The sequence below is a fragment of the Shouchella rhizosphaerae genome, assembly GCF_036700015.1.
Taxonomy (GTDB): Bacteria; Bacillota; Bacilli; order Bacillales; family Bacillaceae_D; genus Shouchella; species Shouchella rhizosphaerae.
Genome location: NZ_CP144921.1, coordinates 932,941 through 948,744, shown reverse-complemented (window position 1 = coordinate 948,744; position 15,804 = coordinate 932,941). Strand labels below are relative to the sequence as shown.

Annotated in this window: 13 protein-coding genes; 6 read left to right on the top strand and 7 right to left on the bottom strand. The window is 44.0% G+C overall.

What is annotated here, in order from left to right:
• Positions 1-11: 11 nt before the first annotated feature.
• The 4 genes from V5G21_RS04995 to V5G21_RS04980 form a co-directional block, all read right to left on the bottom strand.
• Complete coding sequence (locus V5G21_RS04995; protein ID WP_095236641.1) at positions 12-863, bottom strand: AraC family transcriptional regulator; 852 nt, start codon at positions 861-863, stop codon at positions 12-14.
• The gene (locus V5G21_RS04990; protein WP_011248118.1) at positions 860-1,951 is read right to left on the bottom strand and encodes a Gfo/Idh/MocA family protein; all 1,092 of its coding nucleotides are present in this window, start codon (positions 1,949-1,951) and stop codon (positions 860-862) included. Before V5G21_RS04990 ends, V5G21_RS04995 begins: the two co-directional genes overlap by 4 nt.
• Before the next feature lie 11 nt (positions 1,952-1,962).
• Positions 1,963-3,123, bottom strand: a complete 1,161-nt coding sequence (locus tag V5G21_RS04985) for a Gfo/Idh/MocA family oxidoreductase (RefSeq protein ID WP_338465289.1) — start codon at positions 3,121-3,123, stop codon at positions 1,963-1,965.
• 90 nt (positions 3,124-3,213) lie between these two features.
• Positions 3,214-4,095 (bottom strand): AraC family transcriptional regulator, encoded by an 882-nt coding sequence (locus tag V5G21_RS04980; RefSeq protein ID WP_244835513.1) that lies wholly within the window; start codon positions 4,093-4,095, stop codon positions 3,214-3,216.
• A 105-nt stretch (positions 4,096-4,200) separates the two neighbouring features.
• Here V5G21_RS04980 and V5G21_RS04975 point away from each other — a divergent pair, with 105 nt between their 5' ends.
• The 5 genes from V5G21_RS04975 (at position 4,201) to V5G21_RS04955 (ending at position 9,859) form a co-directional block, all read left to right on the top strand.
• Positions 4,201-5,310, top strand: a complete 1,110-nt coding sequence (locus V5G21_RS04975; RefSeq protein WP_338465288.1) for a glycoside hydrolase family 88 protein — start codon at positions 4,201-4,203, stop codon at positions 5,308-5,310.
• 26 nt (positions 5,311-5,336) lie between these two features.
• Positions 5,337-6,248, top strand: coding sequence for a carbohydrate ABC transporter permease (locus tag V5G21_RS04970; RefSeq protein WP_095239250.1), 912 nt, complete (start codon positions 5,337-5,339; stop codon positions 6,246-6,248).
• Positions 6,249-6,260: 12 nt separating this feature from the next.
• Entirely contained in the window at positions 6,261-7,106 is an 846-nt protein-coding gene (locus V5G21_RS04965) for a carbohydrate ABC transporter permease (RefSeq protein WP_338465287.1), read from the top strand.
• A gap of 13 nt (positions 7,107-7,119) precedes the next feature.
• Positions 7,120-8,445, top strand: coding sequence for an ABC transporter substrate-binding protein (locus V5G21_RS04960; protein WP_338465286.1), 1,326 nt, complete (start codon positions 7,120-7,122; stop codon positions 8,443-8,445).
• Between the two features lie 703 nt (positions 8,446-9,148).
• Positions 9,149-9,859, top strand: coding sequence for a M23 family metallopeptidase (locus tag V5G21_RS04955; RefSeq protein ID WP_338465284.1), 711 nt, complete (start codon positions 9,149-9,151; stop codon positions 9,857-9,859).
• Between the two features lie 314 nt (positions 9,860-10,173).
• Here the strand turns inward: V5G21_RS04955 and V5G21_RS04950 are convergent, their stop codons facing one another.
• A complete protein-coding gene (locus tag V5G21_RS04950; protein WP_035202954.1) occupies positions 10,174-10,758 on the bottom strand; it encodes a VOC family protein in 585 nt (194 codons plus the stop codon).
• A 225-nt stretch (positions 10,759-10,983) separates the two neighbouring features.
• Here V5G21_RS04950 and V5G21_RS04945 point away from each other — a divergent pair, with 225 nt between their 5' ends.
• The gene (locus V5G21_RS04945) at positions 10,984-11,508 is read left to right on the top strand and encodes an NUDIX hydrolase (RefSeq protein ID WP_095316268.1); all 525 of its coding nucleotides are present in this window, start codon (positions 10,984-10,986) and stop codon (positions 11,506-11,508) included.
• 168 nt (positions 11,509-11,676) lie between these two features.
• Here V5G21_RS04945 and V5G21_RS04940 read toward each other — a convergent pair whose 3' ends face one another.
• The gene (locus V5G21_RS04940; protein WP_338465282.1) at positions 11,677-13,071 is read right to left on the bottom strand and encodes a right-handed parallel beta-helix repeat-containing protein; all 1,395 of its coding nucleotides are present in this window, start codon (positions 13,069-13,071) and stop codon (positions 11,677-11,679) included.
• Between the two features lie 1,130 nt (positions 13,072-14,201).
• Positions 14,202-15,119 (bottom strand): DMT family transporter, encoded by a 918-nt coding sequence (locus V5G21_RS04935; RefSeq protein WP_095236652.1) that lies wholly within the window; start codon positions 15,117-15,119, stop codon positions 14,202-14,204.
• Positions 15,120-15,804: the final 685 nt, after the last annotated feature.

Sequence of the window (15,804 nt, the reverse complement as noted above, 5' to 3'; positions counted from 1 at the left end):
TAAGCCAATGCTTAGCCAGACATGCTTTGGCGCTTGTATTGAGCAGGCGTGATGCCTGTAAATTGTTTAAACACTTTTGTAAAATGGGACGGATAATGAAAGCCAACTTGGTAGCAAATATCAGTAATGCTGGCGTCGCTTACGAGAAGTTCAATTTTCGCTTGGTTGACTCGCCGCTGATACAAATATTTAAAAATCGTTACGCCTGTCATTTCTTTGAACACTTTCGACAGATGGTATTTGCTAACGTGAAGTGCCTCTTCTATCGTTTCAAGGCCGAGATGTTCATGATAATGGCTTTCAATAAAGGAGACGACCGCTTGGACGGTCTTTTCTTTTTGGCTCATTTCCCCCTGAGGGAGCTCGTTCTGTGACGTGCCCCAATAGGAGCAAAGATAAAGAAGCAGATCCATAAAAGCTAACTGGAAGCGGGGCGCAGCCATAGGGCCGCCCCGCTTTTGGCTATCATGTAACTGGGCTAGATGCTGTTCCAATTGCTGGCGGCTGCCCCCAGTAAAAGAGAGGCGCACTGGCTTCACTTGGGCGAATGGCAAAAGGGCGTGGTCGTCACCCAATGCTTGAAACACCTCCTGAAAAAAACGGTGGTCAAAGTGAATCGTTGAGCGGACATAAGGATGGCCGTGATACAGCTTTGGGCAATGAAGTGTCAAGCCATTCATTAAAATGATATCGCCAGGGGCAAGGGAAAAAATTTGATCGCCAATTAAGTACGTGCATTTGCCTTCATGAAAATAAAAGATTTCTGCTTGTTCGTGAGAGTGAAAGGAAAGCGTCCGTTCATTTTTATGGTCTTCTTTGTAGTTGAAATTCAATGTTGGCGTTTGCACAAGTGCGCCGCTCATGTTGTTTGCTCCGATGGCATCATACGCTCAGCTTGTGCTTGGGCGCGCAAGCACAGCTCCGCTGCTTTAAAAGCATGGGCTTGCGTCATCGCGTGTTCCGTCCGGTTTAAGCAATCCAAAATCAATTCGCCAAAAAACGGAAACCCGACTTTCCCCGATAAAGCAAAATGCTGTTCGCCATCTTTGTTAACCAGATAGAGATGGTCGCCACCATTGTCACGAGCGACATCGACATACTTGCGCAGTTCGATTGTCCCCTCTGTCCCTGTAATAAACGTCCGCCCATCTCCCCATGTGCTTAACCCGTCTGGCGTGTGCCAATCTACTTTAAAAAAGTGTGTCGCGCCATTGTCACCGACGAGCGTCGCATCGCCGTAATCCTCAAGTTCAGGGTAATCAGGATTGGCATAATTGGCGACTTTGCTGTGAAGCACAGTCGCGTCGCGGGCCCCGGAAAAATACAGGAATTGCTCGATCTGATGGCTGCCGATGTCGCAAAGAATGCCGCCATACTTCTCTTTTTGGAAAAACCATTTTGGACGGCTTGGGGCGTTAAGCCGATGCGGTCCAAACCCGGTTACTTGCAAAACGCGGCCAATCGCTCCTTGCTGGATTAAATCGCCTGCAAATACTGCCGATTCGACATGCAAGCGCTCGCTGTAATAAACCATGTATTTTTGTTTAGTCCGCTCAACGGTTGCTTTTGCCTGTTCAAGCTGCTCAAGCGATGTAAACGGCGTTTTGTCTGTAAAATAGTCTTTACCGCTTTCCATTACTTGAATGCCAAGGGCGGCCCGCTCAGATGGGATCGCTGCCGCGGCAACTAAAGCGATTGTTTCATCGCTAAGAATATCGGCAACGCTACCAGCCACTTGCACATTTGGATAAGTGTCAACAAAAGCAGCGACTTTTTTAGGATCAGGGTCGTACACAGACACAAGCGTTGCCCCCGCTTCAAGCAAGCCATTGCACATACCGTATATATGTCCATGGTCAAGCCCGATTGCAGAAAAGCGAAATTCGTCTTTATTGACGACTTTGTTTGGTTTTCCTTTTGGCGCATAATTCATCCCATTTTGCTTGTTCATCGTTTTCCTCCTCAGTAGCTTTTTCGTACATCCAACGTTTGATTGGTTGTGACCGTTTTTCCTGGAGAGTTGCGGATTCGTTCGTTTAAGTTTTGCTCATAAAGGGCTTCATTTAATGGGAGTTCGACCCAATTGTCGATCCACGTTGATAAATGCATGGCATTGGATAACGTCAGGCCTTGAATGCCTTCCTCGCCTGGGGCGATTAGTGGAACGCCATGTAAAATCGCATCGACAAAATTTTGGGTAATGCCTTGGTGCCCCGTTTCGGCGCCAGCGACAGGGATATCAATTTTCCAATGTTCTGGAGCACCAAAACCACCTTTATAGGATGCATTAAACGCGGGCTCTGGCGTCCGCAACTGCCAAAAAGACAGCGTTTCGCCTTCAATAACCGCTTTTCCTTTTGTGCCAGTCACTTCAAGGCGGTTGGTCCCTGGAGCTTCTGCTGTTGTCGTAATAAACACACCGGTCGCACCGCTTTCGTACTCCATATAAGCGGTCACTTCATCCTCCACTTCAATATCGCGGTATTTTCCAAATGAGCAAAAAGCACGGATTCGTTTCGGTTCCATGCCAATTAGCCAGCCCCATAAATCTAATTGGTGTGGGCACTGGTTGATGAGAACGCCGCCGCCCTCGCCTGGCCAGGTGGCGCGCCAACTGCTTGAGTCATAATAGCTTTGGGAGCGGTACCAATCGGTAATGATCCAGTTCATTCGCCGAATCGTCCCTAGTTCGCCCGATTGGATCAAATCTTTAAGCTTTAGATAAATCGGCTTTGTCCGTTGATTGTACATTAAAGAATACACACGTCCGCTTTTTTGAGCTGCTTCATTCATTTCTCGTACTTGGCGCGTGTATACGCCCGCAGGCTTCTCGCACAGGACGTGCAGGCCTGCGGCAAAGGCTTGTTCAGCAAGGCGTGAGTGGCTGTAGTGTGGCGTGGCAATCAGGACGGCATCAACGACATTGGCGTGAAAGAAATCGCTTTCATTTGTAAATACAGGCACGTTGGCGCCAAAATGTTGTTGCACGGCACTGGCTCGCTCTCCATCTTCTTCCAATAATGCGCCAAGACATGCGCCTTTTATGCTTCCCTCTACTAAGTAAGCAGCGTGGGCGCTACCCATATTGCCAACGCCAATCACACCGATCCGCACTTGATCCATTAAACCCTCTCCTTTTGTTTGCGCTTACAAACAGTGTAGTCTTCATGGGTAGGTTTAGCTGATCTATTGTTGGGGATTTTCGATTCTTACTTATACGTGGTTGTTGTCTGTATTCATAGACAAGCGGTATTGGTGCGGCGTTGCATTGGTTTTGCGCTTGAACATTTGGATGAAATACGAGACATTCGTTAAACCGATACGCTGGCTAATTTCGTCGATAGGCAAGCTCGTCGTTTGCAAAAGGTGGCACGCTTCTTTCATGCGCCGCGCTGTTAAATAGTCGGTAATGCTACTTCCCGTCTCACGGCGAAACACTTTAGAAACATATGACTTGGACAAATACAAGTCCTGTGCCAGTAGCGACAGATTAAATGGTTCCGTTAAATGGTCTTCAATCCAGCCCATAATCCGTTCGGCGTAATGAATGTGGCGGAGCTTCTTTGTAGGAGGCCGTCCCTTTAGCTGATGCTGCATGTAACTGAGCAGTTGAATCAAGAGCAACTCTTCCCGTTCAGCCCGTTCGTTGATCGAAGCTGCTTCAGCCATTTTGTCATGCATGTCGCATAAAGAGCGAATGTAAAAGTAGTCTTCAGAAAAATCAATAAACGGATCTTGGTTGTAGCCGTTTTTCAATTGACGGAAAAATTGGACCATCGCCGGATAAGCTGTTAGGCGCTTTTCGGCATGCAATGGATCGAAATGTAGCGTTGCCCGTTCATATGGAGCAGCGGAAGCAGGCGCAACATGGTGCAATTGAAAGGGCTGGAAGAAAAAAAGCATGCCTTTTTTGATTGGCGACATTTGCTGGTTCACAACGACACTGCCGGCTCCGTCAAATACAATGAGCAATTCACAACCTTGGTGCCAATGGTAATAGCCATTGTAATCAGTCGGATAAAACAGCTTCTTATGATGCCAATCAAGCGCTTCGGAGCTTTGGGGACATTGCTGGAACAACGGCTTTTTTGTCATCACTGCCGCACTCCTTTTGTGCAACAAAACAATATTTCTTTCCATTGTATCATGATTTTTTCATTGGTGGAAGCGCTATCATGTGTATCAAAAGGAGGGAGTCAGATGGAAACAGTACAACACATCATCACCATCGATGAATTGGAACAACGCATCACAAGGATGGTCAAGCAAATGGAGAATCGTTCACCACATGCATCAGATAGCAGCGGGCGGTACGACGATATGCCTGTTAGCTGGTGGACTTCTGGCTTTTACCCTGGTTTGCTTTGGCTGATGCATGATGTGACAGGCAATGCTTTCTTTAAAAATCAAGCAGAAGGTTGGTCACGGAAAATCGAGGAAGCATTCCAAGAACATCCAATCATCTTGCACCACGATGTGGGCTTTCAATTTTTATTGACGGCGGTGATGGAGTACGAACAAACGGGAAGCGAAGACGGGCTCCGAATCGGCTTGAAGGCAGCAAATTATTTGGCAGGGCGGTTCAATCCAATTGGCGGTTTTATTAAAGCGTGGAATGGCGACGACAAAAAAGGCTGGGCCATTATTGACTGCATGATGAACATTTCTTTGCTTTATTGGGCCAGCCGCGTCACCAATGATCCGAGCTACGGACAGATCGCCTCAGCACACGCTAATACAACGTTGCAATGGGGCGTCCGCGACGATGGCAGCACAAGCCATATCCTTTCTTTTAACTCCCATACAGGGGAATTTATCGAGTCCATTGGCGGCCAAGGATACGGACCTGACTCAGCATGGAGCCGGGGGAACGCCTGGGCGTTGTATGGCTTTGCCAACGCCTGTCGCCACACAGGGAAGCGTGCCTATTTGCATGCAGCTAAACGAATTGCCCACTTTTTTCTTGCAGCACTGCCAGAAGACAATGTACCGTACTGGGATTTTCGCTGTGGCGGGGAAGAAGAGGAGCCACGTGACAGTTCCGCCGCAGCCATCGCCGCTTCTGGCTTACTTGAAATCGAAGCACAAGTGCCACAGCGAGAAAAACGAATGTACCGGCGGGCGGCAGAAAAGATATTGCAATCGCTGAGCACCCACTATTTGGCGAGTGACGAGAGCGAGGCGATCTTGACGAAGGCAACAGGCAATGCCCCACAAGGCCGCGACATAAACGTCTCTCTCATTTATGGTGATTATTTCTTTGCTGAAGCGATTGCAAAACGAAACGGTTGGCAACGGCGGATTTTCTAATTGAAAGAAAAGGAGGCCAGAAATGGATGAAAGCGAAAATGGGGGAGAGTGTTCAACTACAGACACGCCGAAATAAAGCCGCAAAATCAACGCTCACATGGTATTTGTTTTTATTGCCAACGTTATTAGGGATTGCTTGTTTTATTCTTTATCCCGTGTTTGAATCATTCCGTTTGAGTTTTTACCGCTCAAACGGGACGATCGAGACATGGATCGGTTTAGGCAATTATCAGCGTGTCCTAGGCTCAAGTGCATTTTGGAATGCGGTTTACAATACGTTTTATATTGCTTTTTTTCAGCTGCTGCTAGCGATTCCAGCCGGGTTTGTCCTCGCCTGCATGATCAATCGCATTAAACGATTTCAAAGCATGTTTAAAGTGTTGTTTTTCTTGCCCAATGTCACGTCAATCGTTGCTGCTGCGATGATTTTTATGTTTGTGCTCCAACCGGAAGTCGGCCTCATTAACCATTTCTTAGACATGTTCGGCTTGCCAACTTCCCCATGGCTATCTGATCCATCAACCTCAAAAGCAGGCGTCATTTTGCTGGCTGTTTGGCATTGGCTCGGCTTTGTCATTATTATTTGTTTGGCCAATTTGCAGGCGATTTCACCGGAATTGTATGAAGCTGCTGAAATCGACGGCGCCTCCAGTTTGCAACAATGGCTGTTTATCACGATTCCGAACATGGCAGGCACGTTCGCTTTTCTGTTTATTATGGGCTGGATTTCTGGGTTACAGCGGTTCCAAGAAGTGTTTGTCCTTGGCGGTCCAGGGGGCAGCCCCAGCCGTTCCTTGCAGACAATGGTCGCCCTCATTTATGAGCGGGGCTTTGGCGGGTTTGAATTTGGCATTGCCTCTGCCATCACGGTATTGCTGTTTCTCATCATTCTTGCATTTACAGTACTGAACCTCAAGCTGACGCGCTTGAAACTATAGGAGGGGATGAAATTGGCCCAAAGCCAACAAACAAACCGGCGTGTTGCTCAAATCGTGATCTATGTCTTTCTTTTTGTTTGCGCGCTGCTCGTCATCGCTCCTTTTGTATGGATGGTGAGCATTAGCTTTGACCGAATGGCGAATATTCAAGTACCGTTCCCGCCAAGCTTCATTCCTGATTTGTTTTCGATCTTTAACTATGAATTGGTATTTGAAAATGGCCGCATTTTCCGTGCTTATCTTAATTCAGGATTGGTGACGTTTGGTTCTGTCGTGTTACAAGTATCGGCCGCGCTATTAGGGGGCTATGCCTTTTCAAAAGGGCGCTTTAAAGGGAAAAAGCTGCTGTTTCTTGTCGTGCTTGCGACGATGATGGTGCCCATTGAAGCGCGGCTTATCCCGCTGTATTCAATGTTTAATCATGTTGGCTTGCTCGATACATTTTGGCCAGTCATTTTGCCTTCGATTTTGTATGGCCTAGGCGTGTTTCTTACCAAACAATTTTTTGACCAAATTCCTGACAGTTTGCGGGAAGCCGCGTCGATTGACGGCGCTAGTGAATTCAGAACATTTTTTCAAATTTACGCGCCGCTGGCCGGCCCGATTACAGCGACACTCCTCATCTTGTCATTTATGGGCAACTGGAATGAATTTGTGTGGCCGCTCGTTGTCTTAAATTCGGAACAACTCCAGACGATTCCCCTCTTTCTCGCCAGCTTTTCGTTAGAGAACGGAACGGCATTGGCGGGGATGACGATGGCGCTGGCTACGATGAGCGTTGTGCCTATTATTATCGTATTTGTTTGCTTGCAGCGCTATATTATCCAAAGCATTGCCCTTAGTGGATTAAAAGAATAGGGGGACTGCAAAAATGAAGCGATTGATTACACATGTGGCAGCCTGTTCGTTGGTGATGCTCGCCAGTTGTGCGCCGCAAACGGAAACAGAAAATGCCCCGAGTGAAAACGCAGACTTGACCGTCGCGATGATTGGCGATTTTAAGATGCAAGATACAACAGATCCGATTACAGGCCAAAAAGCGACCGGTTTCCATGCTGCAAAAGCAGAATTTGAACGGCTTCATCCAGGCGTTACGATTGAATTCATCATGATGCCATGGAGCAACTATGTCGCCAATACACAAGCAATGATTGCCGGGAGCCAGGCCGACGTCTACCAAATGCCAGGCGTCAACGATTTTGCCGCCCAAGGTTTGGTAGAACCACTCGAACCATTCATTGAAGAAGACGACGATTTTGATTTAGGCGTCTATAACGACAACTTGGTCGAAGGCTGGAAAGTATTCGGTCCAGACGATGACACACCACAAATTTACTCCCTGCCAGTACTTGGGGACGGCCGTTTCATCCAATACGACAAGCTATTGTTTGAACAATGGGGCGTCGAGCCACTTTCCGATTACCCGACAGTGGAAGAAGTGATCGACAAAGCGAAGCAAATGACAGGCGAAAATCCAGTCACAGGTGAACAAAACTACGGCATTTACTTTCCCGGCACAAACGACACTGCTTTAACGCTCGCCAATCTTATGGAAGGCTTTGGCGGCGAATGGGGCACAGGCCAACGCTGGGAAGACATTGAGCTGCACTTCGACTCGCTTGAAATGAAACAGGCGCTCGAAGCGATGGTTGAGCTCGCCGACTACATGCCAAAAAGCTTTATTAACGGCCAAGGCAATGAACGCTGGCTGACGCCTAGCAACAATATCGCCATTGGCATCAACCAAGGAAACGGCAACTTAAAAACCATTTACGCTCAAAGTTTGCAAGACCGCTTCCCGATTGTGCAAAACTTTAAAAATGAAAACGGCGTCGGCGGCATGTTCTCCGGCAGCCCGCTCGCAATCGGAAAAACGAGCAAAAACAAAGACCTAGCTTGGGAATTTATTAAGTTCAGCGCAAGCGAATACTTCCAGCGCTTTCTATGGGAAGAATGGGGGGCTACCCCTGTCATCAAACAGGCAGCCGAATGGGAAAGCATCCAGGAGATGGAGCTAATGGAACCCGTCCTTGAAGCGATGACCAACGCCGTCACACCCCGCTATCCATGGGCCTCCTCCCAGCCACGCTACATTTTGCAAGCAAAAACCGAAGGCGCCTTAACCGGCGCGATGTCGGTAGAACAAGCCTTGGAAGAAGCGCAACAGGAAAGCGTGGAGTGGATTGAGGGGCGGTAAGGAAGAGTAGGGATGTAAGGATACTAAGAGCGTCGGGGGGCGCTCTTTTTTGGGGAGGTTCATTCGTTCTTGGAGTCTTTTCTTCCACTTCTTTTAACGTGCGATGGAGAAGTACGATGGGATAAACACAGAATTAGACAGTTTCATAAGATGCCAACCCCCGGTGTTAAGTAATTAAGAGACCAGTAAATTAACAAATGATTAAACCAATACATAAAATCAAATAAAGCTAACTTTGTACCCGTATGCTGTATTGCTGACAAACTTGAAAGCATGGCTGGACTGCACAATCATTCCCTGAGGCAGTAGACATTTTTTCATGATCGAAACTGTGATATCCATACTGATCCTTCCAATTGTTGTCGTTCTTCACTATTACCTTTGTTTGGCGAAGACTTGTTTATAAGATATCAATTACAAGTTCAACTTGGTTTAAAATCAATTCTATTATAATTGTCTGTTCTTGGGTTATGATTAATTTAGCTCTTGTATCTGTCCTTATGGTGCACCTATAGCATCACTTGATTTTCTTGCTGATGGTTGGAACACGATGGCTAAATATTTTAATTATTGGTATATTATTATTGAGTTTATAATTTTTTAGTAAGAGCAAACGTAATCATAAAGAGGATGAGTAAAATAATAAGTCTATTAAAAAAGAATTTTAGTACTTTTGATTCTGCGATATAGGGAGGGTGATGGTATGTATAACAAGGAAGCAACTATATCAAAACATGATAATGGTCCCGGTATAACTGGATCTCTTCCTTTTACTGGGAAATGGATGGTGGGCAATACTCCGGCACAACGAATACCGAGTCATGGCACAGATATGTTTGGGGTAGGTTACGCAATTGACTTTATTGCAGTTGATGACCAGAATCGAACAAGTTCATCAAGAAGTTGGAATACACTTTTGGGATCCGAGTCTCCTGAAATCTTCTATGCATTTGGTAAGCCAGTTATCTCACCTGTTTCTGGAAAAGTAGTAAGCATTCATAATGGCGAACCTGATCATGAAGCACGGCGCTCACTACTTACATTGTTACCATATATGTTGACTCAAGCCAATAGAATTCGTAAAGGGCCGGAAGCAATAGCTGGAAATTACGTAATAATTGCTCCAGATAATTCTGATTTATATATTGCAATTGTTCATCTACAGTTAGATTCAATTGTAGTGGAAGAAGGGCAGAATATTTCAGAAGGGGAATATCTCGCTAATTGCGGGAATTCTGGAAATTCAACTCAACCTCATATCCATATACAAGCAATGGATAGTTTGGACTTTTCTAAAACTCAAGGTGTCCCATTATACTTTCGAGAATTTTCTCAATGGAACAAAGGAGAAAGTGAGCTAAAAACTCGTGTGAAAGCATTTCCGGATGCTAACACTGTTATTAGTCCCAAGTAATCCATCAGAATAATGAAATTTATTATCAGCTATTGGAGAAGGAGACATAGTTATGTCAAAACAATATTGACTTCTGTTTCCGTCAATCGAGCATTTGAGATGGTGGAGTGGGCAGCAGCACAGTTGGCATCTGGTCAAATTGAGCGATGAATAGAAGTCCTTCTTTCTCACGTAAATGTTAAATATTCAGCCATGTCTAGCATCTTTTTTCCCACCTTTAGATTTCGTTACTCACAAAGATACAGGGAGATTGGGTACTTTCTCTTGGTCTTCCCCCGGTTCCGAATGCATGCCTGGTTGTTTACGACGCCTGCTTAAGAACCTTGAATTTCTGAGATGATGGAGCTGAGAAACTTTTGCTGCTCGACACTAGCTTTTTCACATAGCCCCCATAGCAACTGATTCTCATGCTCAGTCAAATCCCGTTTGAGTGTTGAACTCATTCGTTGTTTCAAGTCGAAATAGACGCCCCTTTCTTCAACTGCGCGAATATAGTGCCCGTCCGGGTCATAAAAGGTGAAATAACCGAAATCATTAGTAAATATAGGTTCTTTATCAATAGGGGTTCCAGCTTGTTTAATCCGTTCATGCAACGCAAGCAAGTCATTCGTTAATATCTCAACCATCGTCACATGTCCGGTGCTGCTTGTGATAAAGAATGAATGAGGAAAGACAAACTTCAATTGTGTGACATCTTCAGGTTTAGTTTCCATCAAAAAAATACCTGGACCATTTCTGTTTTTCAATGCAATATGTGCTTCTCCAAACGAATAATCTGTTGAAACCAATTCATAGCCCAAGACAGTACAATAAAAGTCGACTGATTTTTTCAAATTTGTGACTGGAAATCGCATGCTACAGTACCCAATCGCATCCGCATTATTCTGTTCTTTGTTCATATCCTCTACTCCTTTCTAGTTACTTCCAATTCTTTGTCGCTGATCGCCATTGCCGGTTTTAAAATCAAATTGGGGTACTTATTCGTTAGAAAAGTTTATAATCCTGCTTGTGACTTTAGGCGATTATTGAAATTTCCCGCGCATTACTGTCCTACATAAAATTAAAAGGCTTGATGAGTGGATGATGAATCTAGCGCGTTAAATATACGAATAAAGGAGACGAAAATGATTATACAGGAACAACTAAACAATAAAAGTGTACCTTGTCCAAATATCATTCAAATGGTGTTATCAAATGTTCCACCAGCAACTCATTTAGTCACCGCAGTCCATTGTCTATTATTTTTTGAAGAACGGTTAGTACTAACGAGGTTAGAGAATAGAGGCTGGGAAATTCCAGGAGGACATATGGAAGAAGGTGAAACGATCGTCGAAGCTCTAAAAAGAGAGGTATTGGAAGAGGCGGGAGGTTATATAAGTTCGGAAACCTTAATAGGGTATGAGAAAATTACGTTATTAGGCAGTAAACTAGATGGTTACCCTTATCCTTACCCATCAAGTTATCAGTTATTTTTCGCAGCATTAGCGGAGAAGTTTGTTAAGATAAATGACCCAACAGGACAAGCGAAAGAAAGGTGCTTCTTCGATTTGAACAATGAGCATGACAAAAGGAGTCAATGGGTAGTTGACCATTATCCCCTTTGTCTAGCCGCTTATAATCGTTTATTTCACACAAAGAAGGATGATTAAATGAAATTCCGGTTATTTCGCTTCAAGGCCAGCACCAACGCCTGCTCGCTTCGTTGGTGCTGGCCATTACGAATTCGTGGCACGCGTATAGTTGGTGTGATTTTAGTTGGTGCATGAAGGAGCCATTGCAGGATTCTACTCTATCGGGTTGTTTTATAGTTTCTAAATTCAGTTCAAATCAGAATGCAGATCATTCCCGGTCTCTGTTTGATAGACTGCGAAATCATCAAACTCTTCATTCTTCCATATCCAATACGCTTGATTTTTGCTGCTATAGTGATTATAGTCGACGCTATTTCCTTCATTTTCGGGGAACTCGTTTGTAATCATTAATCCGTCTTCATTCGCTTTGATGTAGTTGTTATGCAATTCATTGTTTCTAGTGTCGAAGGCTAGATTGATTTCACCGTAACCAAGATGCTTCGCGTTATTTTCTGTTAACTCATTTTCTTTAATAATGCAATTTTCCGTTCTTCCACGGTCTTCGTCATAGCCGCCAAGGGTAATGCCTGCTCCATGATTGTTATAAATGCGGTTCGTTGATACTTCCACATTTGAAGTGGCACCGCCGGCATGCTCACTTGCCAGTTCAATTCCAAAATCATTGTGGTGAACGTCATTATCGATAATTTTTACAGCTTTGCCTCCATCCACGTAGATACCGGCGGCTGAGTAATCTTCCCCATAGGCGGGGTTGCCAAAAGAGGAACTATTGTATACATGATTTTCTTGAATTACACCATTTCTAGCCTGATCTTGCGAAGGATTCGGCGCGGTCCCTTCAAAGCCGATGATGTCGATGCCGATATTGTTGTTATCGTGCACGATATTCTGCGCAATACGAAAGCCGTCTACATTTCCATTAATCGCCATCGCTTCGCTCGCCCCTAGCTTCAGGTTATACAACTCATTTTCGATAATAGCAAGCTGTTCCAATGAAGTTGCCGAGTTACCATAAACGGCAATGCCATGTGCATTACCGCCTCCTATTCGCTGATCTGCGTTCGTTCCCATATCGTGGATGCGATTCCCTATCATTTCAATATTTCTGCCGCTACCGCTCACATGAATGCCAACGGGCGTGACATCGGCGGATGATGTATAAAAATGGCGTATTTCAATGCCTTCGACACGTACATAGCTGGCATTGTCAATACGAATGACGCCATCTTCAACGTACTTTACGCCCTTGCCGTCTATTATTGCCGTTTGTCCCTGTACATTGCGCAATGATATATAACCTTGGTCAGGGGATCCTGATTTATTGATGCTCACCGTTTGGTGATAGACTCCTTCCAAAAGAAACACAGTGCCGCCTGGTTTGACTAATTCGATTGCTTTCTGGATACTGGCAAACGGGGCATTCATTGTTCCAGGATTCGTATCTTTGCCTTGTGGTGAGACGTAGTAATCTCTTGTTTCCGTTTCGGCTGTTGCTGGCAGCCTCGCCTCCGAAGTTATTGTGTCATTAGGAAATAGTTTGGTGCTGAAGTAAGCGGCACTTCCTACTAACAATACGAGGAAGCAAGTCCAAAGAATAATCGATTTCATTTTTTTGTTCATGATAACCACATCCGTGATTTTTGAATTTTTTTCCTTCTATTTCATACCTTTACGCGTTACTCGGTCTTTCTATTGAGCTGCTGTATATGTGTTTTTTCAAAAGCGTTCAGGTTCGGGAGCGAGTCATAATCTCTTGTTCCTGTTTTCACTAGCCGGTTCACGAGGAACAAAGGTGCAAGCTCTTTTTCTTTTGTATTAGAATAGACTAGTTCTCTGTCATTGTATAGAAAGGTGCTTTAAGCTATTGAAGGTGATTGCTTTTGCTACTTAAAGTGCAGGGAGAACACGTAGTTTGAGAAGTTCTCATAGGAAGCCAATTAGAATCCTGTCACTTATAGAACAAAAAGATTTGAACGATTTTATAGTCTGGAGTGAACTATATAGAAAAAGTAAGGAAAAAAATTAGATTTGTTCTTGTACTAAGGCACCTTAGAAGCGTAATAAATTTAGGACAGCCATTAATGGACTTTCCTATAATTAAAAAGTAAAAGGGGATGTTTATATGACCATTCAAATCATATTATTTCAAGGTTAAGCAGTAATTCAACAAAAAACCAAAGTGAACGTGCCAATGTAAGAGGTGCAACCCTCTCAAAGAACCAATCAAAAGAAGAAACAGCGGCAAGAAGAAAAAGGCCGAAGTCTAGTATACCTTGTGCTCTTCATAGGCTTAACTTCTTCCCCCGTTTTGGGGACCAACTAAAGAGGACTTAAGTTTCTTTTCCAAAATTGCGACACTAAAGAAAGGCCCACCTATAAAGAAGGCGGACCTTACTATTATCCTATTCGATCTCCATTCTTTACAAGGCGTTGTGGTGAAATTAATACAATCCCTTGTTCGGAATAAGAACCCGTAACTAGGACTTCTAACTGAAAATCGAAAATCAGCAACTTTCATTGGAGGGAAATCGATGATACCTACTACTTGTTTGCCGACAAGCTCTTCCTAGTTATAGCAATTTGTAATTTGGGCACTAGATTGTTTCACATCTATCTATTCTCCAAAATCAACCCAAAGCTTGTAAGCTGGTTTTCTTGCTTTAGAAATGATTCGGTCCGAATGATTTCTCTGACCCTCATGTCTAGTTATTGAAAATCATTAAATGTTGCCATATCTTTTCCTCCTATGATTAAGCGCGTTTTGTTTCTTCCATGTGTAATGTTTGTTTTTCTTGTTGGTTGTCTTTGATCACCAACAACACACCTATGATTATAAGAAGAGAACCAAGCCAAAAGGTTATGTTAATAGTCTCTCCTAATATGAGCCAGCCTAATAAGGCTCCAACCACGGGCTGAAAGAAAAAGAACACACCTCCACTAGAGGCATTAAGCATTTGTAGTCCACGATTCCATAATAAAAATGCTAGTGAAGTCGAAATAACTCCTAAATAGATTAATCCACCCCAAATCGTAGGATTCGTGAGTTGAGCTACATCCAATTGAAGCAATCTTGGTATCACGTAAGGCGTTAACACAACAACGGCTAATAAAGTCGCGTATGTTGTGACAACAATTTGTGAGTAGTCGCTAGGTAAACATTTAATAAGGACTGACATTAAAGCCCATGTTAACGCAGCGATGACTAACGAAATGCCACCAAGTGTGCTGGAGACATTGAGGTTATCAACGCCAACAATAATAATAACCCCTAACGTAGCCAAGCATACAGACATCGCTTTTTTGAAAGTTAATCGCTCCTTTAGTATGACACTAGCAAACAACACCATAAAAGCGGGTGTCGTAGCTGTAATAATCGCTCCCATTTGTGCCGTTGAAAGCATCGTTCCTGTTTCTTGTGCAATAATGGAAACCACGTATCCTACAAGCGCGATAGCCACGATAATCCTAAAGTGTTTTTTTCGGATGGACCAATTTTGTTTGGTCACAAACCCTAAAATGACTAACGCTACAAGTGCAATGACATAGCGCATCCAAACAAGCTCAACCGGAGGAATAACCTCCACTAAAATTTTCACTACAACGTACATGCCACCCCAAATGCTTGAAGCTAACACCAAAAACAAAGACCCTAGTAATGTATGTTTCATTTTTTGTACCCTCCGTTTTTTTAGGCTTATTATGCCTCACGGAGAGAGTAGCTTTTCAGTATCTCTCCGCTAGCGGGAGATTGCTACTGGTACATCGTTCTCAAATAATGGTGCATAAAACATTCTGTTTCAACTCCTTACTTAGTTATGGTCCTTAACAGTTTAACAAATTTATCTGATAAGGACTGAAAACAATACGAGAAAACAAGCCCAGAGAGTAATCGATTTCATTTTTTTGTTCATGCCCACATCCAGGATTTGAATTTTTCCTTTTATTTCATACCTTTACGCTTTACTCGCTTTCTATTGAGCTGCTGTAAAATTAGTAATCAATTTACGTATTTTATAAGCGTCCAGGTTCGGGGAGCGAGTCAAAATCTCTTCACCAGCCGGTTCGTGAGGAGCCGACCGCCCAAAGGTACAAGATCATTTTTCTTTTGTATTAGAATAGCCTAGTTCTTGGTCATTGTATAGAAAGCAGCTTTAAGCTATTGAAGGAGGAGATTGCTTTTGTTACTCAAAGTGTGGGCGAGGCACGTAACTTGAGAAGTTCTCTCCTGTTTCTGGCTATTTGAGTAATCCAGTAATGGTCGAATTTTCGAGTGGATGGAACTTCCTGGGCTACTCTCCTCATAACCCAATGAAGGATATCATTTTAAAAATCGTACATAAGAATTGACAATGT

Excerpts from the sequence above, each read along its gene's own strand:
- V5G21_RS04970 (WP_095239250.1), top strand. The coding sequence starts at position 5,337 with ATGAAAGCGAAAATGGGGGAGAGTGTTCAACTACAGACACGCCGAAAT.
- V5G21_RS04975 (WP_338465288.1), top strand. The coding sequence starts at position 4,201 with ATGGAAACAGTACAACACATCATCACCATCGATGAATTGGAACAACGC.
- V5G21_RS04960 (WP_338465286.1), top strand. The coding sequence starts at position 7,120 with ATGAAGCGATTGATTACACATGTGGCAGCCTGTTCGTTGGTGATGCTC.
- V5G21_RS04940 (WP_338465282.1), bottom strand. The coding sequence starts at position 13,071 with ATGAACAAAAAAATGAAATCGATTATTCTTTGGACTTGCTTCCTCGTA.
- V5G21_RS04995 (WP_095236641.1), bottom strand. The coding sequence starts at position 863 with ATGAGCGGCGCACTTGTGCAAACGCCAACATTGAATTTCAACTACAAA.
- V5G21_RS04980 (WP_244835513.1), bottom strand. The coding sequence starts at position 4,095 with ATGACAAAAAAGCCGTTGTTCCAGCAATGTCCCCAAAGCTCCGAAGCG.
- V5G21_RS04985 (WP_338465289.1), bottom strand. The coding sequence starts at position 3,123 with ATGGATCAAGTGCGGATCGGTGTGATTGGCGTTGGCAATATGGGTAGC.
- V5G21_RS04955 (WP_338465284.1), top strand. The coding sequence starts at position 9,149 with ATGTATAACAAGGAAGCAACTATATCAAAACATGATAATGGTCCCGGT.
- V5G21_RS04950 (WP_035202954.1), bottom strand. The coding sequence starts at position 10,758 with ATGAACAAAGAACAGAATAATGCGGATGCGATTGGGTACTGTAGCATG.
- V5G21_RS04945 (WP_095316268.1), top strand. The coding sequence starts at position 10,984 with ATGATTATACAGGAACAACTAAACAATAAAAGTGTACCTTGTCCAAAT.
- V5G21_RS04990 (WP_011248118.1), bottom strand. The coding sequence starts at position 1,951 with ATGAACAAGCAAAATGGGATGAATTATGCGCCAAAAGGAAAACCAAAC.
- V5G21_RS04935 (WP_095236652.1), bottom strand. The coding sequence starts at position 15,119 with ATGAAACATACATTACTAGGGTCTTTGTTTTTGGTGTTAGCTTCAAGC.